We start from the raw sequence: 21639 nt of genomic DNA on the forward strand, positions 1-21639 counted from the left end.
AAAATCAGTGCGCCGTGGCGTCGTCGATCCGCAGGGCCAGCGCCGGGCACATCTCCACGGCCTTCTCCGCGGTGTCGCGGAACTTCTCCGGCACCGCCATGACCGTCTTCTGCGGGTACCCGTTGTTGTCGAGCTGGACGAGGTCGGGCGCCAGGACCGAGCACAGGCCGTGCCCGTCGCAGCGCGACCAGTCGAGCATCATCTTCGACGCCCCGGTGGTCACGGTCGACAGCGGCAGCACCTTCTTGGTCCGGGGGTTGCAGGACCCCGCCGCCGCGTGGATCGCGATCTCGTCGGGGAACGCCGCCAGCGCCGACCGCGCGAACCGGGCGGTGCCGTCGGGGTGCGAGCACGCGCCGCGGCCCTCGCCGATCAGCGCCGCCTTCACCACCGCCTCGGGCTCGCCCTCGCCGGCGGCCAGCTCGCTGAAGGTGCGGGCCAGCTCGGGCAGCCCGCGAAAGCACGGCCCGCACTGGTTGGCGCTCTCGCCGGCCATGTAGTGGAGCACGCGCGCGGTCTCCTCCAGGGGGCAGGCGTCCTCGCTCAGCGGGGCGATGATCCCCGCACCCAGGGCGGCACCGGCCGCCTTCATCCCGGCCCGGGAGACCCGCACGGAGTCGGCGGCGTCGGCCGACAGCCACGCGCCGTGGTAGCCGCCGATGAGCACCCCGCGGCCGGGGGTCGTGCCGCACAGCTCCAGGACGTCGCGCAGCAGGACCCCGGTGGGGGTCTCGACGATGGTGGGGTCGCCGTTGCCCGGCACGCTGACGGTCAGCAGGACCGTGCCCGGCTCGGTGGGGATGCCCACGGCCGTGTACAGGTCGGCGCCGAGCATGGCGACCAGGCCCAGCTGCGCATAGGTCTCGGCGTTGGACAGCAGGGTGGGCACCCCGCCGACGCCGCTCTCGGCGGCGCGCACCTTGCGGCCCGGCGGGATGGGGACCTGGCCGTTGATCGCCCGGACCAGGGCGCCGCCCTCGCCGGAGATGAACCGCTCGGGCACCCGCACGACGTGGAAGGCGAGGTCGGAGTCGCGCTCGTCGATGGCCTCCAGCAGCGACCGCTCGCCCGGGCCGTCGGCCACGCCCACGATGACCTCGGGCGCGTTGAGCGACCAGGCCGCGAGCTCGGCGCCGTCGAGGACCAGATGCGGGGTACGTGTGAGGAGCATCTCATCCTTGCGCGCCGCGGGCTCGCCCTCTGTGGCGTTCACCACTACCCGGACCGGCGACTGCTTGCGGTGCGCGGAGCGCAGCACCGCCGCGTACTTGCGGGCGAAGGGGAAGCCGGCCCCGCCGCGCCCGCGCAGGTCGGCGACCCCGGCGAGCGCCATGAGGTCGTCGGGCGGCAGCTGCGGCGGGGTGCCGTGCACCGCCCGGTGCTCGACCATGCCCAGCCGGGTCTGGGTCTCGAGGCCGGCGGTGATCCGGGCCGGTCCGATGTTGCGGACCTCCAGGGCGTCCTCACCGGGTTCGAAGATCACGAGCTCCTGCTCCCTCCGCGGATCGTGGCCCAGAACTCCGCGTCCTCGGCCATGGCGGGCTGGGGCTCCGCCGGCGCCTCGGCCATGCCGTTGCGGACCACGGTGACCGTGCGCTCCGGCTTCTCCTCGGGCTCCGGCTCGGGCTCCGCCGAGCGCTCCGGAACGCTCACGACCATGCGCAGCACGAGCATCGTGGCGACCGCGAGCATGCACAGCGTGTACCCGAGGATCACCCACCAGGCGGGGGTCCGCCCGGCGGTGAGCCCGTGCACCATCGCCATCGGCCAGCACACGTAGGCCGAGACGTGCAGGGCGCGCCACATCCACGGGCGGGACATGCCGACGAAGCTGGACCGGAACACGCCCGTGGCGATGATGAAGAGCAGCAGGTCGGAGGCCAGGACCCCGAAGAGGACCGATGCGTCCAGGCCGATGGGCACGACCGCGTTGTAGAAGCGCGGGGCCCCGTAAGCGATTTGCAAAGTGATGTGGGCGATGAGGAAGCCCACCGCCGCGATCGCCGCCGACCGGTGGACCACCTGGAACCAGACGCGGTCGTGGATCGTCGCCATGAGCCGGTCGGTGGCGGCGAGCCCGAAGACGACCGCGCCGGTCAGCCCGACCAGGGCGAAGACCCCGGAGTACGTCCACAGGAAGTCCTGGACGATGCGGAGGAAGTTGACCTGGTTGGGGGCCGCCACCGCGATGACGCTGTTGGCGGCGATCGCTCCGAGCAGGAGCGCCGCCCATATCCATGGGCGCTGGAACGAGCGCTCTACGTCTCTCGGGGCGGCTTCCGTGGGGGTTGTAGTGGTGTTTTGTGGGGGCCGCGTTTGGCGCCTTTCGAACATGTCCGTCCTCCACCGTCGCGGTTCGAATGGGTGCCCTGTGCGGGGACACCGTTGTTCCGCTGGGGTTCATGGAATGGAAGGGCTGCGCGCTGGACGACACTAGCACCAGCTACGCCGGTTTTGTCGTTGAATCGTGTCCGTCCTCACGCGCCACAAGAGGGGCCCTTCGTCCCTTCACAAAGATGTTTCTCGGAGAACGCCCAGCTCACGAGACCCGCGTGTAACTTCTTCCGCCGGCATTGAACCGATCGCGGCGCTCTTACGTATCTCCAACCGATAACGGCCCGTCGAGGGGCCACCTACTCGAAGCCCGGAATGGAAGAGACTGTGGACGCACGCACCACGAGAACCCTGCTGCTCACCGGGGGCGCCGTCGTCATCCTCACCGCCGCGGGCTGCGGCTACGGCAACGACGCAGGGGCGACCGGCGACCCCGCTCCGGCCGGCGAGGCCGGGGACGCCCCCGCGGGAGGAGGCGGCGCAACGGAGATCAGCGTCGATCCCGAGACCTCCCTCGGATCGGTCATCACCGACGCCGAGGGCTGGACCCTCTACGTCTTCACCGAGGACTCCACCGAGCCCCCGACCTCCAACTGCGCCGACGACTGCGCCGAACAGTGGCCCCCGGTCCTGGCGGAAGGCGAGGTCACGGCCAATGGGGTCGAGCAGGCGCTGTTCGCGTCGACCCAGCGCGAGGACGGCACCGAGCAGCTCACCATCGCCGGCTGGCCGCTGTACCGCTACGCCGGCGACGCCGCCCCCGGCGACGTCAACGGACAGGCGTTCGGCGACCAGTGGTACGCCGTGACCCCCGAGGGCCAGATGGTCGAGGGGACCGGCGGAGGCGAGCCCGCCGGTGAGGCGGGAGGGGGAGGCGAGGCCGAAGGCGGTGGCGACACCACCGGTGGCGGAGACGGCTACAGCGGCGGGGGTTACTAGAGCGAGACCGCCGTGTAGTGTGCCGGACTCCGGATATCGGTGACCGCGGAAACGGTTCCGATCGGTGCCCGACCCGCACTTATCAGGCTCTGACCAGCCGATATCCCCGATCCCCCAGAGCTTCACGGAAAACCCCCCGGAAAGGAAACGGCCAGTGCGCAAGCTCCAGATCCGGTCGTTGAGGTACATCGAATTCGCGGGCGTCGTGGCGTTTCTCATCGTCTCGTCGCTGACCATTTTCATGGTCGTTCCCAACGGGGCGACCTCGGTCTCAGGAGTCTTCTGGCAGGACTGGAAGCAGACCGAATTCGGCCCCCTCGGGCCCGCCGATGTCGACGCATTGATCAAGGTCAGGCAGGCGGGTCTGTGGGAGATCCCCGTTGGCCAGCAGGCGCAGGACCGCGCGGCCAGCGACGACGTCAAGGACGTCGGAGCGCTGCTGGCCGCCGACCACATCAAGCTCGACGAGACGGTCCGCGACGTCGCCGAGCAGCTCGATGTCGTCCTGCCCAGCCTGCCCAACCCGCAGCAGCAGGTCTGGATGGACGAGCTGTCGGGGCTGTCCGGCGAGGAGTTCGACCGGGTGTTCGTGAACCGGCTCCGTGCGGCGCACGGGTCGGTCTACGAGGCGCTGGCCGAGGTCCGCGCGGGCACCCGAAACGAACTCGTCCGCAGCTTCATCCAGAGCGGCCTGCTGGTCGTCATGCGCCACATCACCCATCTGGAGAGCACCGGGCTCGTCGAATACGAGAGGTTGCCCGAACCCCTGCCGCCCGAGCGGCGCCCGGCCTGACCCTTCTTCATCACCGTGATGGAGGAGAGAGGAGAAGCGAGAGATGCGAGAACCCTGGAGAAACGACCGTAAGAGCCGGGGACCCGGATCCTGGAACGGGATCCGGGCCATGCCCGTGATCGGGGTCACCGCGGCGGCCGCGTTGGTGCTCGGCATCATCTTCATGGCACCCGTGAACGACGGCGGCTCCCTCGCGCAGAACGTCGGCTTCGGCCAGAGCGGTCACGGCGACGGCCACGACGGCAACGAAGCCGCATGGGGCGGCGACGGTACGCAGCAGGGCGGTGAAGAGGGCGGCGACGGCGGCCAGGACGGCGGAGAAGGCGGCGACGCCGGCGGGATCGGCCCCGAGGGCAACGGGCCCGTCGAAGAGGACTTCATCGACATCGCCCAGGTCGGCGCGGCCGAGCCCCCGCCCGAAGCCCAGGAGGGCGGCTCCACCGGGACGTTCGTCACCGACTGCGGGGTCAACGCCAACGGGCTGTTCAACTCCGAGAACGTGATCGTCGCCCCCGGCGTCGAGCACGGGGCCCAGCACACACACGACTACGTCGGCAACCAGAACGTCAACCAGTTCAGTGAGGACGTCGACGGCAACAACCAGCTGCTCCTCCAGGGCGAGACCAGCTGCGACAACGGCGACCAGTCCATGCACTACTGGCCGGTGCTGCGCGACACCACGCAGGAAGGCGCCGACGCCGACGTCTCCGGCGGCGGCCTGGACGGCAACGTCGGCCGGATCATCACGCCGTCGCAGGCGACCCTGGAGTTCCGCGGCAACCCCGTGTCCGAGGTCACGGAGATGCCGCAGTTCCTTCAGATCATCACCGGCAACGCGCGGGCGTTCACGACCAACGGCCAGAACGCCAACGCCAAGTGGAGCTGCACCGGGTTCGAGGATCAGGTCTCGGGTGACAAGTACCCGCTGTGCCCCGAGGGCAGCGACGTGCTGCGGACCTTCGACTTCCCGAGCTGCTGGGACGGCCAGAACATCACGAGCGAGGACAAGCGCACCCACATCGTCTTCCCCGACGAATCGGGCGCCTGCCCCGGCGGCACGCAGGCGGTGCCGCAGCTCCGCCAGACCCTCGTCTACGAAGTGCCGGAGGGCACCAACTTCGCCGTGGACGGGTTCCCTGAGGAGCAGCACAAACCCATCACCGACCACTCCGACTTCATCAACGTGATGCCGGAGGAGCTGATGGCCACCGCGGTCGAATGCATCAACAGCGGACGCGACTGCTGACGATCGCGGTAGGCGCCCGGCGGCCAACGGGGTGTTCCCGGCCGCCGGGCGCCGTCGTGTCCGGGGCCTCCTCCCGGTCGCCCGCAATAGACCATTGGTCTCTACCTCTTGTCTAGGCCAACTGGCCTGATCACGTGGGTATCACCGATGATGCGGAGCAGACCGACGAAAAGGAGCCGCTGTGTCTGTGAGTGTCCCTGGTGATGAGGCCGCCCCCACTGGCCATAGAGAGTTGATCGCGTGGGTCCGCGAGGTGGCGGACCTGACCCGGCCCGACGAAATCGTCTGGTGCGACGGGTCCGACGAGGAGTGGGAGCGCCTGACCGGTCTATTGGTCGAGCAGGGCACGTTCATCCGGCTCAACCCGGAGCTGCGGCCGAACAGCTTCTACTGCCGCTCCGACCCGGGCGACGTCGCCCGGGTCGAGGACCGCACGTTCATCTGCTCCGAGCGCGAGCAGGACGCCGGGCCGACCAACAACTGGATCGCCCCGGCCGAGATGCGGGCGACGTTCGCCGACGTCTTCGCCGGCAGCATGCGCGGCCGCACCATGTACGTGGTGCCGTTCTGCATGGGCCCGCTGGGCGGCGACATCTCCCAGCTGGGCGTCGAGATCACCGACTCGCCCTACGTTGTGGTGTCGATGCGGATCATGGCGCGGATGGGGACCGCGGCGCTGCGCCTGATCGAGGAGCGGGGCGACTACGTCAAGGCCGTCCACTCCGTCGGGGCCCCGCTGGAGCCGGGCCAGGCCGACGTGGCCTGGCCGTGCAACACCACCAAGTACATCTCGCACTTCCCGGAGACCCGCGAGATCTGGTCCTACGGATCCGGATACGGTGGCAACGCCCTGCTCGGCAAGAAGTGCTACGCGCTGCGCATCGCGTCGGTCATGGCCCGCGACGAGGGCTGGATGGCCGAGCACATGCTCATCCTCAAGGTCACCCCGCCCGAGGGCGGGCCCCGCTACATCGCGGCGGCCTTCCCGAGCGCCTGCGGCAAGACCAACCTGGCCATGCTCCAACCCACCATCCCGGGCTGGACGGTCGAGACCGTGGGCGACGACATCGCGTGGATGCGGTTCGGCGCCGACGGGCGGCTGCGCGCCATCAACCCCGAGGCCGGCTTCTTCGGCGTCGCCCCGGGGACAGGCGCCGCGACCAACGCCAACGCCATCGCCACGCTGTGGGGCAACAGCATCTTCACCAACGTCGCGCTCACCGACGACGGCGACGTGTGGTGGGAGGGGCTCACCGACGAGCCGCCCGCGCACCTGACCGACTGGCGGGGGCGCGACTGGACACCGGCGTCCGCCGAGCCCGCCGCCCACCCCAACGCCCGGTTCACCACCCCGGCCGGCCAGGCGCCGACCATCGCCGCCGAGTGGGAGGACCCCGCGGGCGTGCCGATCTCGGCGATCCTGTTCGGCGGGCGCCGCGCCACGGCGGTCCCGCTGGTCAGCGAGGCGTTCGACTGGCAGCACGGGGTCTTCCTCGGCGCCAACGTCGCCTCGGAGAAGACCGCCGCGGCCGAGGGGACGGTCGGCGAGCTGCGCCGCGACCCGTTCGCGATGCTGCCCTTCTGCGGCTACAACATGGGCGACTACTTCGCCCACTGGCTCAAGATCGGCGCCACCGGCGACGCGGACAAGCTGCCGCGCATCTTCTACGTCAACTGGTTCCGCAAGGACGACGACGGCCGCATCGTGTGGCCCGGCTTCGGCGAGAACAGCCGGGTCCTCAAGTGGATCGTGGAGCGGCTCCAGGGCACGGCGGACGCGGTCGACACCCCGATCGGCCGGCTCCCGGTCGCCGGCGGGATCGACACCGAGGGCCTGGACCTGCCGCCCGGCGATCTGGAGTTCCTGCTGTCGGTCGACCGCGACACCTGGCGGCGCGAGGCCGGGCTCATCCCGGAGTTCTTCAAGACCTTCGGCGACCAGCTGCCCGACGCGCTGTGGGACGAGTACAGCGCACTGACCGACCGCCTGGCCTGACCGGAGCACCCCCGGCCCGCCCCCGCCCGTCCTGCGGCGGGCGGGCCGGGGCGCGTCCGGCCGCAGCAGCGCGGGTGTGAAACAGGTCATCTTTTTTCCGCGCTGCGGGCGCCGTCCGCACCCGGAACGGACACCGCGCGCGGAACCGCCGATGCGGGCGCAGACCACGCAACGATCGGCCGCCGACGTGCAATGAATGCCTCTTGGGCGGGCAAGACCGCTGATCGTACCGTCGAATCGTGACGACACCCGCCGTTTCCCTGACCGGCCCTGCGGCCCAGGAGCGAACCGCCACCCCCCGGCACTACCTGATGTGCCCGCCCACCCACTTCGATGTCCGCTACGCGATCAACCCGTGGATGGACCCCGGCCGCCCGGTCGACCGGGGCCGCGCCATCGCCCAATGGGACCGCCTGCGCGACGTCTACACCCGGCTCGGCCACCGGGTGAGCCTGCTCGACCCCCGCCCCGATCTGCCCGACATGGTGTTCACCGCCAACGGCGCGGTGGTGGTCGGCGGCACCGCCTTCGCCGCGCGCTTCCGCAACCCGGAGCGCACCGCCGAGGAGGCCGCCCACCTCGCCTGGCTGCGCGGCCGCGGCCTGGACGTGCACCCCTCCGGCACCGTGCACGAGGGGGAGGGGGACTTCGCCGTCACGTCGTCGCTGATCCTGGCGGGCACGGGTTTCCGCACCGACCAGGCGGCGCACATGGAGGCCCAGGAGCTCTTCGGGGTCCCGGTCGTCGGGCTGCGGCTCGTCGACCCCCGCTTCTACCACCTCGACACCGCCCTCACGGTTCTCGACGACGGCCGCGTGTCGGGGCGCGCCGACATCGCCTACTTCCCGGGGGCGTTCTCCGGCGCCGCGCAACGGGTGCTCGGGCTGCTCTTCCCGGACGCCGTGCGCGTGGCGGAGGCAGACGCGCTCGTGTTCGGGCTCAACGCGGTCGGCGACGGCCGCAACGTCGTCCTGCCCCGCCAGGCAACGGGGTTCGCCGCCCTCCTGCGTGCGCGCGGCTACCACCCGATCGGGGTCGACACCAGCGAACTCGCCCGTGCGGGCGGCGGCCCCAAGTGCTGCACCCAGGAGATCCGGGCGGCGTGACCGCCCATTGCGGGGCGCGGTACGTGACACGATCGGGCACAGCAACGGCCGGCGGCGCCCGCCGCCGGCCAGGCGCTCACCCAGGAGAGGAACGACCGTGCCCCGTCACCCCGCCCCCGTGCCGCAAGCCCCCCACCGCGCCGACCGGAGGTACTGGCTGCGCCGGATCGCCGCGCTGGACCCCGAGGCCGACCACCAGGAGATCTACCGCATCTCGTCCGGGCACGAGTTCCCCTGGGACTACGTCCGGTCCCTGGAGCTCGCGCTGTTCAAGACCTACTGCGTGCCCTCGATATCGGGGCTGCTGGACGCCACGGGTGAGTTCGCGCTGCGGGCGCAGAAGCGCTACGACGACACCGCGCTGCTGATGGCCGAGATCGCCGCCCACGGATACGACTCGCCCCGGGGCCGGGAGGCCCTGCGCTCCGTCAACCGCATGCACGGCCGGTTCGCGATCTCCAACGACGACATGCGGTACGTGCTGTCGACGTTCGTCTACGAACCGGTGGACTGGATCGACCGGTACGGCTGGCGGCGGCTGACCCGCCACGAGCGGCTGGCGGCCTTCCACTACTACAGCGAGGTGGGGCGGCGGATGGGCATCCGGGACATCCCGCCGTCGTTCGAGGCGTTCGCGGCGTTCAAGGACGCCTACGAGCGCGAGCACTTCCGGTTCGCGGAGTCCAACGCCCGCGTGGGCGGGGCGACGGTGGACCTGTTCGCCTCGTGGTTCCCCGAACCGGTGCGCCCCCTGGCAGGGGTGGCGGTGCGGGCGCTCCTGGACGACCGCTCCCGGGAGGCGTTCGGGTTCGCCCCGGCCCCGGCCTGGGTCGTCCGCGCCGTCCAACGGGCGCTCGTGGTGAGAGGCCGCCTGGAGACCCAGCTCCCCCCGCGCCGGGTCTCGCGCCTGGCCGCCGACCCCAAGAACCGCACCTACCCCGGCTACCCCCAGGGCTACGCGGTCGCCGACCTGGGCGCCGGGCCGCCGGCCGGCGTCGATCCCGCCCGGCTCCGCGAGAAGGCCGGCGCGGACGCCGACTGACGCAGGCGGCACCGAGGCGGGTTCACGGCTACCAGGTGACCGGGAGCCGCTGCGGACCGCGGATGAAGTTCTCCCGCCACTCGATCGCCTCTTCTGCGACGGTGAGGGCCAGGTGCGGGAACCGCCGGGTCAGGGTGCCCACGGCCACCTGCAACTCCATCCGGGCCAGCGCGGCGCCCACGCAGTGGTGGATGCCGTGGCCGAAGCCGAGGTGCCCCGCCGCCGGCCGCTCCAGATCCAGGACCTCGGGGTCGTCGAAGACCCCGGGATCGCGGTTGGCGGCGGACAGCTCCACGAGGACGGACTCACCCGCGCGGATCAGCACCCCTCCCACCTCCACGTCGGTGAGCGCGTAGCGCGGCAGCGATCCCAGCGGGGACAGCGGCACGTAGCGCAGCAGCTCCTCGACCGCATTCGGGATCAGCGAGGCATCGGCGGCCAGCCTCGTGTAGCCGTCCCCCCGCAGCAGCAGGAGCACGAAGTTGGCGATCTGCAAGGACGAGGTCTCGTAGCCGCCGACCAGCAGGCCCCGCACCAGGCCCAGCACCTCCTCGGCGGTGACCGGCCCGCCCTCGTCGTGCACCTGGGTCAGGGCCCCGATCAGGTCGTCGGTGGGGTGCGCGGTGCGCTGGGCGATCAGCCCGCTGAGGTACCCGTTCAGCAGGGACAGGCTGTGCAGCGCGTCCTCCACCGTCAGCCCGCTGGTGCTGAGGAACGCGTCGCTCCACGCGGCGAAGCGGGCACGGTCCTGGTGGGGCACGCCCAGCAGTTCGCAGATCACCTCCAACGGGATCGGCAGGGCGAACCGGTCGAGCAGATCCGCCGGAGGGCCGTCCGCGATCAGGTCGTCGGCCAGCCGGTCGGCGATCCCCTGGGCGCGGGGGCGCAGCCCCTCGACGCGGCGCGGCGTGAAGACGCGCCCGATCAGCCGGCGCACCCGGGTGTGGTCGGGCGGATCCATGGCCAGGATGGAACCGCTGATGGGGTCCACGGGGGTGATCCGGGGGACGTCGTCATCGGGGATCCCTGCACGGGCGGCGTCGCGTCCGAAGTCGGGGCTGGCGAGGACCGTCCTGGCGTCCTCGTGGTCGGTGACCAGCCAGGCGGGCCGCCCGTACGGGGGCCGCACGCGAATGGGTGCGCCGGCGGTGCGTGCCCTGCCGAGGGCACGCGGAACGCTGAGCGGGTCGGCGTTGGGAAAAGGGAAGGCGGAGGGTTCGGGGTCGGCCGTCATGGGCTGGGTCCTGTCGTCCGGGACCCCGCGCGGCGCGCGCCATCATGCCCGGCCGCGCACGATCACGGGTGAGGGGGAAGCGAAAGAGGGAGCCCGGAATCCGGCATCGGAATCCGGGCTGTGAAAACAGGTGCGTCCCGTTCACCATAATTCGCCGTAGTTCGGTCGTCATCTCCCTTGCCGGTTATAACGGGATTGCTCGTATAAAAAAGTTGATCGACCCATCGCGGTCGGAATGAGTCACGAGGGAAATTGCTTTCAGTGGATCACTTGGGATAATTATATAGAGAAGCGATCGTTTTCCGGATATTCCGCGACCTTCCGTGGCCTTCCGAGACCCTGACGTCCGCGCGGAGGGGCAGCACATCGGCCCGTTCCCGAGGGGAGGGGCCGCGGCCGGAACGGGAGGGACGGAACGGCGGAAGGGGCTCAGCTCCGCAGCAGCATGTGCATGCGCACCACGGTCCGCCCGTCCGACGACGCCATGTGCACCCGGTCGCACAGCTGACGCACCAGCCACAGCCCGCGCCCCCGCTGGTCCAGCGGCGGCGGCGACCCCTCGAACGGTGCCAGCGGCCCGTGCACGGTGTCGTCGGTGACCTCGCAGATCAGCTCGTCCTCCTCGGTCCAGAACCACACGTTGCCGTACCCCGCGCCGTGCAGGATGACGTTGGTGGTCACCTCGTTGACGGCGAACACCAGGTCGCGCGCCCGCGCACCCGGCACGTACAGGCGCCGCGCGTACGACATCGCCTCGTCGCGCACCCCCGCCAGGTCGACCGCGTCGAACCGGCCGCCCATGGGGTTGGCGGGGACGAGCAGCGACTCCGGCTCCGGGCCCTTCGCGGTGAACACCGTGGGGTGCACGTATTCGCCGCTCGCCATGGTGCGCTCGCCCACCAGGATCTCGGGGTGGGTGCGCTGCGCGTCGGCGATGATGGGCTCCGGCACCACCCGGGAGTCGTAGGGGCAGACGACCTGGATGTCGCGGCCGCCGAAGAGGACGTTGAGGGTGGACTCCAGGCAGGTCCATGCCGTGACCTCGCGCCGCGACCGCCCCCGCCAGATGGGCTCGGCGATGATCCGCACGCGGCCCCCGGTGCGCGGCGCGTGCCGGCGCCAGTAGCGGTCGACCGCGGTCAGGCGCTCGGGCGGGCGGCGGCCGAACGCCAGGGAGTCGATGTAGTCGATGCGCCCCGCCCGCGTGCCCAGCGCGCGGCGCAGCAGCTCGACGTTGGCCGTGGTGGTCGCGGCGAGCACCGGGTCGTCGGCGGCCAGGCCGTTGTCGATGAACGGCAGCGCCATCGACAGGAACTCCTCGTCCGAGCCGTAGACGCAGGTCTGGTGCACGAGCCGACGGTGGGTGGACTGGTCAAACATGGTGGTGCCGGCCGCCGGAGGATGGGGCGCGGGCGCCGGTCCGCGGCGACGGCCGCCCCCGGGGGCCCGGCGCGCAGGGGCGCAGCGCGCGGCGCGTCGTCGGCCGCCTCCCGCCTGAGGAAGCCGACTCGGGCGTCTGTGCCGCCATGCTGGACGCCTCCTCAACGGCGTCTGGGGTGTTCATGGACGAGTTGTGTCCCGGCCCTGGCACCACGGTCCGGGGAGGCCGCCCGGAGCGGGAACAGAGCCGTCAAGATACCGATTCCGCCCGGCCCCCCGGTTGGAAATTCGAAAATTCATCGTCCGTCGCACTCCGGACTCCGGCTTATGGGCATGTGCGCCCGCCGAATTGCGCGGCCACCTGGCGTCCAGGTCGTCGGGGTGCCCGCGACGAGCGGCGTCGTGCGACCGGGGCGGGAGGTTCTCCTGTGATGAAAATCGCCGTGTGCCCGGAATCGGGAATGCAGGCCGTCCGCCGACGTCAGCGGAAAACGGCGTGTTCGCTTATCGGGATCAATGGCCGACCGAATTCACCGGGTCCGGGCCGCGCGCTCCGCGGGATGCCGGAAGTGCCGGAAGAGGGCCGGATCGGCGTGGTAGGGGGAAAACGGGCGCTTCCGCAGGTCGGCCGCAGGGCCGGGGCCGGCGGCACCGGTGCCCCTTGATGTCCTTCCGACGTTCCTCGACCCCATGGGAGAACGATGACCCTCAGCCTCCTCCTCGTCTTCTTCGTCCTGGTGCTCCTGCTCATCGCGGGGGTGGTGGTCGCCCGCAAGGTGGGGATCTCGACCGCCGACTCCGACGGTGCCATCGGCATCCTGATCGCCCCGTGCGTGCTGTCCATCTTCCTCGTCGCCATGGCCATGGGCCTGGTCATCGGCTGGGAGGGCAACCAGAGCGCGACCGACATCGCCGTCGACGAAGCCGCGGCGGCCACGGCCCTCTACTGGAGTACCGCCGCCCTGCCGGCCGAGGACGGCGAACGGATCCGCTCCGACCTGCGCGACTACGTCGAGACCACGATCGCGAGCGACTGGCCGCGGATGCGCCACCGCGACCTCAGCCCTGACGGAGACGCCGCACTGGACCGGTTGCGCGCCGCGGTCAACGCCGTGCCGACCGACGACCCCATCGTGGCCCTGGACCGCTTCACCGCGCGCGAGGAAGCCGGCCGGCTCGCGGAGATGCGGGTCCAGCGCGGCGACGCCGCCGCGAGTGAGATCCCCCGGATCATCACCATCGCGGCCACCATCAGCGCCCTCGCGGTGGTGGTCCTGCCGTTCGGCATGGGCGTGCGGGGGTCGCGCGCCCGGATCTTCTGGTCGGTGCTCAACCTCGTGTTCGTCGCGGCGACCGTGGTCCTGCTGCTCTACCTCGACAACCCGTATGCGGGGGCGCTCGCCATCGGGCCGGAGTCCATGGAGGACGCGCTCGCCGGGTTCGACCGGATCGACGCCTCGATGCCCGGAGCGTGAGCGGCGCCCGGCCGGCGCAGGCGGCGGGAGCCGCGCGTGAACGGCGCGGGCAGGGCCCCGGCGGCGGCGCCTGCCCGCGCAGCGGTCAGCGGCGTGCGCGCGAGGCGCCAACGGCGGCGGCCACGGCGATCAGCACCACGAACACCATGATCTGCAACGGGTTGAACCCGTCGAGCGAGCTGCGCTCGCGGAGGTCGGGCAGGGGGACGGGCGGCACGACGAGGACGGGTTCGGGCTCCGGGCCGGGTCCGTCGGCCTCCGGCGCCGGCCCGGGCTGCGCGGGGGCGTCGGGGACCTCCTCCGGCAGCGGCGGGGCCTCCGTCGAATCGGGCGGCGCGTCCGGGCCGGGTTCGGCGGAGGGTTCCGGCTCAGGGGGCGGTTCGGGTTCGGGCCCGGGATCGGCCGGGGGCTCCGGCCCGGGGGGCAGGGGCGGCTCCGGCGGCTCGGGTGGCTCGGGAGGTTCAGGGGGTTCAGGGGGTTCGGGCGGCTCGGGTGGCTCGGGAGGTTCAGGGGGTTCGGGCTGTTCTGGGGGTTCCGGCGGTTCTGGAGGGTGCGGCGGTCCCGGAGGCCCCGGAGGATCGGGGGGTACCGGCCGGTGCGGCGGGTGGTGCGGATCGTCCGGTTCGGGCGGTACCGGCGGCCGCGGCGGAACGGGCGGGCACGGTGGGCGCCGGGGTCCGGACGGGGGCGCCCCGGGCGCGGCCGCCTCGACGGCGCTTCCGGTTCCGGCGGCGCTTCCGTCGCCGGTGACGGCGTCGGCACCGTCCCGGACCCCGGCGTGCGCGGGCCCGGCGATGAGGGCCGCCGGAAGCAGGCAGCAGGCGGCGACGAGGACGGCGCCGGTCCTCGGACGGTGGCGGGATGCGGGGCGATCGTGCGGCATGGAGAGCGCGGCTCCTCAGTGCGGCCGGTTTCACTCGGTTCCCACCTTGTAACACGCCGCGGTCGTGCGGCGGGCGACGATGCCGGGATCGGTACCGCATCGCACCGCCGCTTTCCCGCCTTTTCCTCCCGTGACGCACGGTGCACCCGATGTGCACGTGCCCCGCGCCGAGCGTCCGACCCGGACACCAGGTCGGCCGCGTGACTTTCGGGCACGCGACCCGGCCCGGTCAGCCGCCCGCGACCGATGGGAGGACGCGGACCTCGGCACCCGGGCGGACCGGGGTGTCGAGGCCGTCGACCGCGCGGCACTCGTCGTCGTCGACGAACACGTTGACGTAGCGCCGCAGCGCGCCCTTCTCGTCGCGCAGCCGGCCCCGCAGGCGCGGGTGCAGCCGGGTGAGCTCGTCGAGCACCTCGCGCAGCGGGACGTCCTGCACGCCGCCCGCGGCGGGCCCTTCGTCGGGGAAGACGGTGATACGCGCGGCGCCGTCGCACTCCGGGCGCAGCGTTTCGGGGATGAAGACCAGGACGCTCATGGCGCTACACCTCCACGGCCCGCACGCACAGCACATCGGGCAGGTGCTCGGCGACCGGGGTCCATGTGCCGGTGTCGTCGGTGGTGACGAAGACGTCGCCGCTGCGGGTACCGAAGTAGAAGCCCGGGACCCGCGCGCCGTCGGTGCAGGAGGCGTCGCGCAGCACGATGCCGTAGTAGGGGCCCGTGGGCAGGCCCTCCTCGTGGGCCTTCCACGTGGCACCGGAGTCGCGGGTGCGCAGCACGCGCAGGCGGTTGTCGGGCGGCAGGTGCACCATCTGGCTGACGACCGGGAAGTTCCAGACGTCACCGGGCACGTGCGGGTGGGCGACCAGCGTGAAGCCGAAATCACTCGGCAGGCCCTCGGCGATGGAGGTCCAGCCCTGCGCGGGATCGGCGGAGCGGTACACGCCGTGATGGTTCTGGGTGAAGAAGACGCCGTCGGCGTCGGTGACGACCTTGTGCACGCACTGGCCGTACTCCGGGTACGGGTCGGGCAGGAAATCGGCGCTGATGCCCTTGTTGGCGGGCTCCCACGAGGCGCCGTCGTCGGTGGTGCGGTAGACGCCGCCGGTGGACATGGCGATGGTCATGGAGTGGGGGTCGGTGGAGTCGGCGCGCACCGTGCCGGGCAGGACGGTGTGCACGGCCGCGCCGCCCGCCCCGGGGAACCAGTCGGCGTGGTGGGGGTGGTCCCACAGGGGGCGGTTCAGCTCGTAGGTCAGGCCGCCGTCGGTCGAGCGGAACAGCGCGGTGGGCTCGACCCCCGCGTAGACGGTGCCGGGCTCGGCGCCGAAGGCGAACTGCCAGACGCGGGTGAATGCGGCGTCGACGTCGTCGGGGAAGGCGATGGGGGCGGTCTCGGGCTCGTGCCAGGTCTCGCCGAGGTCGTTGCTGTGCCAGACGCTGGGGCCGAAGTGGGAGCTCTCGGCGCCCACGAGGATCCGCCGGGTGTGCGGGTCGATGCCGATGGCGTAGACGCCCGACATGTTCGCGTAGTCCTCGGTGTCGAGCCGGTGCGGCTCGCTGACACGCCACGTGCGCCGGTCGTCGCTGGTCGCGGTGAACAGGCCCTTCCGGGTCCCGATGAGCAGGAGAAATGCCATGACGGCCTCCGGGAGTCGAGTTGTCGCCCCCACTCTCGCACGCCTGTGCGACATTTCACCGTCCATCTGCACCGATGCGCACGGCACCCATGCACCGCAGGCGCTGCGGCGGGGCGCGGCATGTCGCGGGCCCGAGACCGGGCCCGTGGACGGAGCGGAGCCGTGGACGGAGGGGGCCGCGGTGGTCGCCTCACCCCGGTAGAGCGCGCGACCGGGCACGACGCGTCATCGACGTGGGCCTGAGCAGGAGGGCAGGAACCCGCCCGGACCCGCTGAAGCGGCGCCCGGCCTCGCCCATCGCGGGGGCCCGCAGGCCATCGTGGCGGCCGCTTCCGCATCGCTCTTCCGGGTCCGCTTTCGGGTGGCGGCGGCCGGTCGGTGGTTCAGGGGGTGGCCTTTTCGACGGCGGCTTCGGGGGTGAGCCCGGTGCCGGTCGTGAAGGCCGTGGTGAAGGCGGGGGCGCCCAGGGCTGTGCGGGCCCGTGTGGTGGTGCGGTCGACGTCGCCGCGTTCGGCGGGTGGCAGCGGGGCGCCGACGGATGCGCGGGCCGCGGCCGCCGCACCCAGGAGGACGGCGGCGTGCCGGGGGTGCCCGGCCAGCGCCCGCGCACCGGCCAGCCCCTCCAGAGCGAGCGCCTCGGCCCGCGGGTCGCCCAGGCCGCGCGCGGCTGCCAGCCCGTCCAGGTGCAGCCTCCAGGCCGCCGCGGCGTCGCCGCGCTGCTCGGCGATGAACCCCAGTTCGGCCAGTACCAGCGTGCCGCCCGGCCCGAAGTCGACCGCGCGGAACCAGTCGAGCAGCCCGCGCATCCGCGCCTCGGCGGCGTCGAGGCGCCCGTCCCGCCGGTCGCCGAGGCCGAGACCGATCTCCGCGTTCACCTCCCCGGACCGGAAGTTCTGCTCCGCGGCCAAACCGCGGGCCCGCTCGTGCAGCGCCCGCGCACGATCGTGATCGCCGGTCAGCAGCGCGATCCGGCCCAGCCCGCACAGCTGCTTGACCGCATCGGTCCACAGGCCGAGCTCCTCGGACAGGCGCAGCCCTTCACGGTGCAGCCGGGCGGCCTCCGCATGGTCGCCGGTGATCTCGGCCAGCGTCGCCAGCGGGAACACCGTCTGCACCTGCCCCCAGCGGTCGCCGAGCCCGCCGAAGAGCCGTGCGCTGTCCTCCCCGTCGCGGCGCGCCGACGGCAGGTCGCTGCGGGCCAGCGCGTGCCGTGCGCGCAGGCTCAGCGCCGCAGCGGTGCCCCAGTCGTCGCCGAGCGCGCGGAAGTCCGCAAGGGCCCGGTCGACCAGGCGTTCGCCGCCCTCCAGGTCGACGCCCATCTGCGCGAAGCCGAGGAACCACAGGGCGGCGGCGCGCCCGGCCGGGGTTCCGGCCCGCTCGTAGAGGGCGGCGACCTCGTGGGCGCGGTCGGCGCCGGCGGCGCGGTCGCCCTCCAGGTAGGTGAACCCGGCCCGCCACGCCATCGCGGCCGCGCGCTCCGCGGGGTCGCCGCCCTCCAGGGCCATGGCCGACTCCGCCGACCTGCGCGCCTCGGCGAGCCGGCCGCGCAGCACCCAGTACCACGCGAGCGCGTTCACCAGCCGCAATGCGGGCTCGGCCGCCCCCTCGTGGACGGCGTGCTCCAGCGCCCGGCGCAGGTTGGCGCTCTCGTCGTCCAGGCGCTCCAGCCAGGCGCGCTGGTCATGGCCGCGCAGGTGCGGCAGGGCGCGTTCGGCGAGCTCGATGTAGTGGTCGCGGTGCCGCTCGCGCACGGCCGACAGCTCCCCGGATTCGCGCAGCCGCTCGGCGCAGTACTCCTGCACCGACTCCAGCAGCCGGTAGCGGGGGCCGGACGCACGGTCGGTGAGGGTGACCAGCGACCGGTCCACCAGCCGTCCCACCAGCTCGAGCACGTCGCCGGTCCGCACCCCGCCGCCCGCGCAGACGGCTTCGGCCCCTTCGAGGGAGCAGCCGTCGGCGTGCACCGCGAGCCTGCGCAGGACGGTGCGCTCCGCCGCCGTCAGCAGCTCCCAGCTCCAGTCGATGACCGCCCTCAGGGTCCGCTGACGTTCCGGGGCGTCGCGGTAGCCGTCGACCAGGAGCCCGAACCGGTCGTCCAGCCGGGCCGTCAGCCCGTGGATGCCCAGCGTCCGGACCCGGGAGGCCGCCAGCTCCAGGGCCAGCGGGATCCCGTCCAGGCGCCGGCACAGGTCGGCGACGGCTGCGGCGTTGCCGCTGTCGAGCGTGAAGCCGGACGCGGCGGCGGCCCGCGCCAGGAAGAGGCGGACGGCGCCGGAGGCGCGCAGCGCCGCCGGGTCGTTGCCGGCGTCCGGTGGTGGCGTGTCCAGGGGCGGGACGGCGCGCACCAGCTCTCCGCTGAGCCCGAGCGGTTCCCGGCCGGTCGCGAGGATCCGCAGGTCCGGGGCGCCGCGCAGCAGCCGCTCCGCCAGCCGCGCGACGGGGGCGACGACGTGTTCGCAGTTGTCGAGGACGAGCAGTAGCCGCCGGCCGCGCAGTGCGTTCGCCAGCCGGTCGGCCATGGCGCGCGGCCCGTTCTCGTGCGACGGGCCGGACCCGGTCTCGCGGATCCCGAGGATGGCCAGCACCGTCTCGGCAACGGTGCACAGCACCTGCGCCTCGTCGGAGGGGCCGATCCCCGCCAGTTCGACCAGCCACACCCCATCGGGGAAGCGGTCCAGCAGCTGCGACGCCGCCTCCACCGCCAAGCGGGTCTTGCCGACCCCGCCGGGGCCGGTGAAGGTGACCAGCCGGCCCGACGCCAGCAGCTCCCGCGTGCCGGCGAGGTCGGCGTCCCTGCCTATCAGGTCGGTGACCGGCGCGGGCAGGTTCGTCCGGTGGCGCCCGGGGGCGGCGGCCAGATCGGGGTCCTGGCGCAGGATCGCCTCGTGCAGGGCGGCGATGTCGGCGCCGGGGTCGGCGCCCAGCTCCTCGGCGAGGCGATGGCGCAGGTCGGCGTAGGCGGCGAGCGCGTCGCCCTGGCGCCCCGCACGGTAGAGGGCGCGCATGTGCGCGGCGCGGAGCCGTTCCCGGCGGGGGTGGCGGGCCACCAGGTCCCCGAGCTCGGCGGCCAGCGGACCGTGTTCGCCCAGTTCCAGCCGGGCTTCGGCGAGATCCTCCAACGCGAGGAGCCGGTCCTCCTCCAGACGGGCGGTGGCCGGGAGGGCGAACGGTTCGTCGGCGAAGTCGGCGAAGGCGGGGCCGCGCCACAGCTCCAGCGCCTCGGTGAGCAGCGCCGCCCGGGCCGCGGGATCGCCCGCTGCGCGGGCGCGCGTGGCCAGGTCGGTGAACCGGGAGGCGTCGACGTCATCGGGGCCGGTCCGCAGCAGGTAGCCCCCGGCCTGCGCCACCACGCGCTTTCCAGCGCCGGGCTCGGCGTCGTCCAGCGCCCGCCGCAGCCGCGCGACCTTGCCCTGGAGCGCGTTGCCCGGATGGCGCGGCATGTGGTCGGTGCCCCACAGGTCGTCGATCAGCCGGCTCGCCGCAAGGGGGCGACCGGAGGCCGCCAGCAGGGCGGCCAGCAGCGCCCGCACCTTCAGCTGGGGGACCGGGACGGGCGAGCCGGCGGCCGTCCGCACGTCGAGCGGGCCGAGCACGCCGAATCGCATGTCGTGAGCATATGCGCCGCGACGTGTTCTCTTGGTCACGCTCGCCTTCTCGCTCCGCTCCAACGGCCCCGCGAGTGGGCCTTCGGCCGGGGGCGGCGCCGCCTGCGCTCGCTCGTCGGCTCGCCGTGACGTGTGCCCCTCGCGCGCCGCCGCGGCACGGCCGCCTTCCCGTCCGGCAGCGGACCGGCAGCAGGCCGACAGCGTGGCCCGGCAGAGTCGGGTCCGTCGTGAGCGGCGGGTATGGGACCGGCCGCCGGGAACGGAAGGACCACGATGGGTACGGATACAACGGCGAAGGCGGCCGTCACCGTCCTCGGCCTCGGGAACCTGGGGCGGGCGGTGGCCGCGGGCCTGCTCCGTGACGGCCACCCCACCACCGTGTGGAACCGGACGCCGGGCAGGGCCGATGCCCTGGCGGCCGAAGGTGCGGCCGTCGCCGCCACCGTCGCCGAGGCGGTCGCGGCGAGCGACCTGGTGATCGCGGTCGTGGTCGACCACCCCGCGCTGGACGCCGTCCTCGACGCCGCCGACGGCGCGTTCGCCGGCCGTGTGCTGGTCAACGTCACATCGGGCTCGCCGGACCTCGCGCGCAAGGCGGCGGCCCGGATCGCCGGGCAGGGCGGCACCTACATCGACGCCGCGGTCCTGGCGGTGCCCGAGACGCTCGGCACCCCCGACGCGACGATCCTGTTCAGCGGCGACCCCGAGGCCTACGCGGCCCACCGCGACAGCCTCGACCTGCTGGGCCCCGGCCGGCACGTCGGCGCCGCCCCGGAGACCGCATCGGTGTACGACGTCGCGGTGCTCGCCGGGATGTACGGCATGTTCGGCGGCTTCTTCCAGAGCGTCGCCCTCGCCGAGTCCTCGGGGATCGCGGCGGCCGAGATCACCGACGTCCTCGTCACGTGGCTGGCGGGGGCCGCCGCGGTCCTGCCGCAGTTCGCCCGGGAGATCGACGCCGGCGACTACGACACCGACGTGTCGACCCTCAACATCAACCAGTGGGGGATCGCCGCCATCCTCGCCGCCGGAAAGGCGCAGGGGGTCGCGTTCGACAGCCTCACCCCGCTCAAGGACATCATCGACCGGCAGGTGGCCGAGGGCCACGGCGGCGCGAGTCTCTCGCGCGCGATCGAGTCGATCCGGGCGGAGGCGCAGTGAGCGGGGCGGGCCGGTACGCGGGCAGGAACGCCGTCGTCATCGGCGGGACGCACGGCATGGGGCTGGGCGTGGTCGACGCGCTCCTCGATGGTGGCGCCCGGGTGCTGCTCACGGGGTACAACGAGCGCAACATCGAGGCGGTGCGCAGCACGCGCGGCACAGCGGTGCACGCCGTCCGCTCCGACATCGCGAGCCCGGCCGACATCGATGCGCTGGGCGCCACGGTGGAGCAGGGGCTCGGCACGGTCGACCTCCTGCTCGTCAACGCCGGCGTGGCGAGCATCGAGACGCTGGAGGAGGTGACCGAGGAGAGCTACGACCGGACATTCGACGTCAACACCAAGGGCGCCTTCTTCACCGTGCAGCGCCTGGCCCCGCTGGTCGCCGACGGCGGGGCGATCGTCTTCAGCACCTCGGTGGCGAGCTCGATGGGCTACCCCGGGATGTCGGCGTACTCCGGGGCGAAGGCCGCCGTCGCCTCGTTCGCCCGGTCCTTCGCCGCGGAGCTGCTGCCCCGCGGTGTCCGGGTGTACGCGGTCAGCGGCGGCTACATCGACACCCCGACCATGGCCGTCGCGTCCTGGACCGACGCAGAGCGGGCCGCCTTCAAGAAGGAGGGCGACGCGACCACCCCGATGCGGCGGCACGGCACCGTCGGGGAGTTCGCCGCGGCGGTCCTGTTCCTGGCGTTCGACGCGACGTTCACCACCGGCATCGAGTTCCCCGTCGACGGCGGCCTCGCCCAGGGCATCGTCGCCGGGGCCTGATCCCCCGGGGCCACGCTGACCCCGGCGGGGGCCGG

17 protein-coding genes are annotated in these 21639 nt (G+C 72.8%); 9 read left to right on the forward strand and 8 right to left on the reverse strand.

Annotation, left to right across the window (positions count from 1 at the left end):
• Nucleotides 1-4: 4 nt before the first annotated feature.
• Entirely contained in the window at nucleotides 5-1483 is a 1479-nt protein-coding gene (locus ACFOVU_RS02285; RefSeq protein WP_378529575.1) for an NADH-ubiquinone oxidoreductase-F iron-sulfur binding region domain-containing protein, read from the reverse strand.
• Nucleotides 1480-2184 (reverse strand): hypothetical protein, encoded by a 705-nt coding sequence (locus ACFOVU_RS02290; RefSeq protein ID WP_378529576.1) that lies wholly within the window; start codon nucleotides 2182-2184, stop codon nucleotides 1480-1482. The genes ACFOVU_RS02285 and ACFOVU_RS02290 overlap by 4 nt, the downstream gene beginning before the upstream one ends.
• A gap of 477 nt (nucleotides 2185-2661) precedes the next feature.
• On the opposite strand from ACFOVU_RS02290, the gene ACFOVU_RS02295 reads away from it, so the two are divergent.
• The 6 genes from ACFOVU_RS02295 (at nucleotide 2662) to ACFOVU_RS02320 (ending at nucleotide 9456) form a co-directional block, all read left to right on the forward strand.
• Nucleotides 2662-3273, forward strand: a complete 612-nt coding sequence (locus tag ACFOVU_RS02295; protein ID WP_378529577.1) for a hypothetical protein — start codon at nucleotides 2662-2664, stop codon at nucleotides 3271-3273.
• Between the two features lie 154 nt (nucleotides 3274-3427).
• Nucleotides 3428-4066: a DUF4142 domain-containing protein gene (locus tag ACFOVU_RS02300; protein ID WP_378529578.1), complete on the forward strand. Its 639-nt coding sequence runs from the start codon at nucleotides 3428-3430 to the stop codon at nucleotides 4064-4066.
• A gap of 109 nt (nucleotides 4067-4175) precedes the next feature.
• The gene (locus ACFOVU_RS02305; protein ID WP_378529579.1) at nucleotides 4176-5312 is read left to right on the forward strand and encodes a DUF1996 domain-containing protein; all 1137 of its coding nucleotides are present in this window, start codon (nucleotides 4176-4178) and stop codon (nucleotides 5310-5312) included.
• Between the two features lie 181 nt (nucleotides 5313-5493).
• The gene (locus ACFOVU_RS02310; protein ID WP_378529580.1) at nucleotides 5494-7308 is read left to right on the forward strand and encodes a phosphoenolpyruvate carboxykinase (GTP); all 1815 of its coding nucleotides are present in this window, start codon (nucleotides 5494-5496) and stop codon (nucleotides 7306-7308) included.
• Nucleotides 7309-7547: 239 nt separating this feature from the next.
• The gene (gene ddaH / locus ACFOVU_RS02315; protein WP_378529581.1) at nucleotides 7548-8414 is read left to right on the forward strand and encodes a dimethylargininase; all 867 of its coding nucleotides are present in this window, start codon (nucleotides 7548-7550) and stop codon (nucleotides 8412-8414) included.
• A gap of 97 nt (nucleotides 8415-8511) precedes the next feature.
• The gene (locus ACFOVU_RS02320; RefSeq protein WP_378529582.1) at nucleotides 8512-9456 is read left to right on the forward strand and encodes an oxygenase MpaB family protein; all 945 of its coding nucleotides are present in this window, start codon (nucleotides 8512-8514) and stop codon (nucleotides 9454-9456) included.
• Between the two features lie 28 nt (nucleotides 9457-9484).
• Here the strand turns inward: ACFOVU_RS02320 and ACFOVU_RS02325 are convergent, their stop codons facing one another.
• Both ACFOVU_RS02325 and ACFOVU_RS02330 read right to left on the reverse strand, forming a co-directional pair.
• Nucleotides 9485-10690, reverse strand: coding sequence for a cytochrome P450 (locus tag ACFOVU_RS02325; protein WP_378529583.1), 1206 nt, complete (start codon nucleotides 10688-10690; stop codon nucleotides 9485-9487).
• A gap of 429 nt (nucleotides 10691-11119) precedes the next feature.
• Nucleotides 11120-12040, reverse strand: coding sequence for an anti-sigma factor RsbA family regulatory protein (locus ACFOVU_RS02330; protein ID WP_378529584.1), 921 nt, complete (start codon nucleotides 12038-12040; stop codon nucleotides 11120-11122).
• Nucleotides 12041-12771: 731 nt separating this feature from the next.
• Between ACFOVU_RS02330 and ACFOVU_RS02335 the strand changes: the two genes are divergently transcribed.
• Nucleotides 12772-13545: a bestrophin-like domain gene (locus ACFOVU_RS02335; protein ID WP_378529585.1), complete on the forward strand. Its 774-nt coding sequence runs from the start codon at nucleotides 12772-12774 to the stop codon at nucleotides 13543-13545.
• An 85-nt stretch (nucleotides 13546-13630) separates the two neighbouring features.
• Here the strand turns inward: ACFOVU_RS02335 and ACFOVU_RS02340 are convergent, their stop codons facing one another.
• From ACFOVU_RS02340 to ACFOVU_RS02355, 4 genes are all read right to left on the reverse strand, one after another.
• Nucleotides 13631-13762, reverse strand: coding sequence for a hypothetical protein (locus ACFOVU_RS02340; RefSeq protein WP_378529586.1), 132 nt, complete (start codon nucleotides 13760-13762; stop codon nucleotides 13631-13633).
• Between the two features lie 895 nt (nucleotides 13763-14657).
• Nucleotides 14658-14966: a MoaD/ThiS family protein gene (locus ACFOVU_RS02345; RefSeq protein WP_378529587.1), complete on the reverse strand. Its 309-nt coding sequence runs from the start codon at nucleotides 14964-14966 to the stop codon at nucleotides 14658-14660.
• A gap of 4 nt (nucleotides 14967-14970) precedes the next feature.
• Nucleotides 14971-16071, reverse strand: coding sequence for a WD40/YVTN/BNR-like repeat-containing protein (locus ACFOVU_RS02350; RefSeq protein WP_378529588.1), 1101 nt, complete (start codon nucleotides 16069-16071; stop codon nucleotides 14971-14973).
• 383 nt (nucleotides 16072-16454) lie between these two features.
• Nucleotides 16455-19676: an AfsR/SARP family transcriptional regulator gene (locus ACFOVU_RS02355; protein WP_378529589.1), complete on the reverse strand. Its 3222-nt coding sequence runs from the start codon at nucleotides 19674-19676 to the stop codon at nucleotides 16455-16457.
• Between the two features lie 273 nt (nucleotides 19677-19949).
• Between ACFOVU_RS02355 and ACFOVU_RS02360 the strand changes: the two genes are divergently transcribed.
• Nucleotides 19950-20837 (forward strand): NAD(P)-dependent oxidoreductase, encoded by an 888-nt coding sequence (locus ACFOVU_RS02360; protein WP_378529590.1) that lies wholly within the window; start codon nucleotides 19950-19952, stop codon nucleotides 20835-20837.
• Nucleotides 20834-21604: an SDR family oxidoreductase gene (locus tag ACFOVU_RS02365; RefSeq protein WP_378529591.1), complete on the forward strand. Its 771-nt coding sequence runs from the start codon at nucleotides 20834-20836 to the stop codon at nucleotides 21602-21604. The genes ACFOVU_RS02360 and ACFOVU_RS02365 overlap by 4 nt, the downstream gene beginning before the upstream one ends.
• Nucleotides 21605-21639: the final 35 nt, after the last annotated feature.

It is taken from the genome of Nocardiopsis sediminis (genome assembly GCF_042650565.1).
Classification (GTDB): Bacteria; Actinomycetota; Actinomycetes; order Streptosporangiales; family Streptosporangiaceae; genus Nocardiopsis_B; species Nocardiopsis_B sediminis.

What these genes read in the sequence shown, in the direction of transcription:
- ACFOVU_RS02305 (WP_378529579.1), top strand. Translation starts at nt 4,176, where the DNA reads ATGCCCGTGATCGGGGTCACCGCGGCGGCCGCGTTGGTGCTCGGCATC.
- ACFOVU_RS02325 (WP_378529583.1), bottom strand. Translation starts at nt 10,690, where the DNA reads ATGACGGCCGACCCCGAACCCTCCGCCTTCCCTTTTCCCAACGCCGAC.
- ACFOVU_RS02335 (WP_378529585.1), top strand. Translation starts at nt 12,772, where the DNA reads ATGACCCTCAGCCTCCTCCTCGTCTTCTTCGTCCTGGTGCTCCTGCTC.
- ACFOVU_RS02345 (WP_378529587.1), bottom strand. Translation starts at nt 14,966, where the DNA reads ATGAGCGTCCTGGTCTTCATCCCCGAAACGCTGCGCCCGGAGTGCGAC.
- ACFOVU_RS02350 (WP_378529588.1), bottom strand. Translation starts at nt 16,071, where the DNA reads ATGGCATTTCTCCTGCTCATCGGGACCCGGAAGGGCCTGTTCACCGCG.
- ACFOVU_RS02355 (WP_378529589.1), bottom strand. Translation starts at nt 19,676, where the DNA reads ATGCGATTCGGCGTGCTCGGCCCGCTCGACGTGCGGACGGCCGCCGGC.
- ACFOVU_RS02360 (WP_378529590.1), top strand. Translation starts at nt 19,950, where the DNA reads ATGGGTACGGATACAACGGCGAAGGCGGCCGTCACCGTCCTCGGCCTC.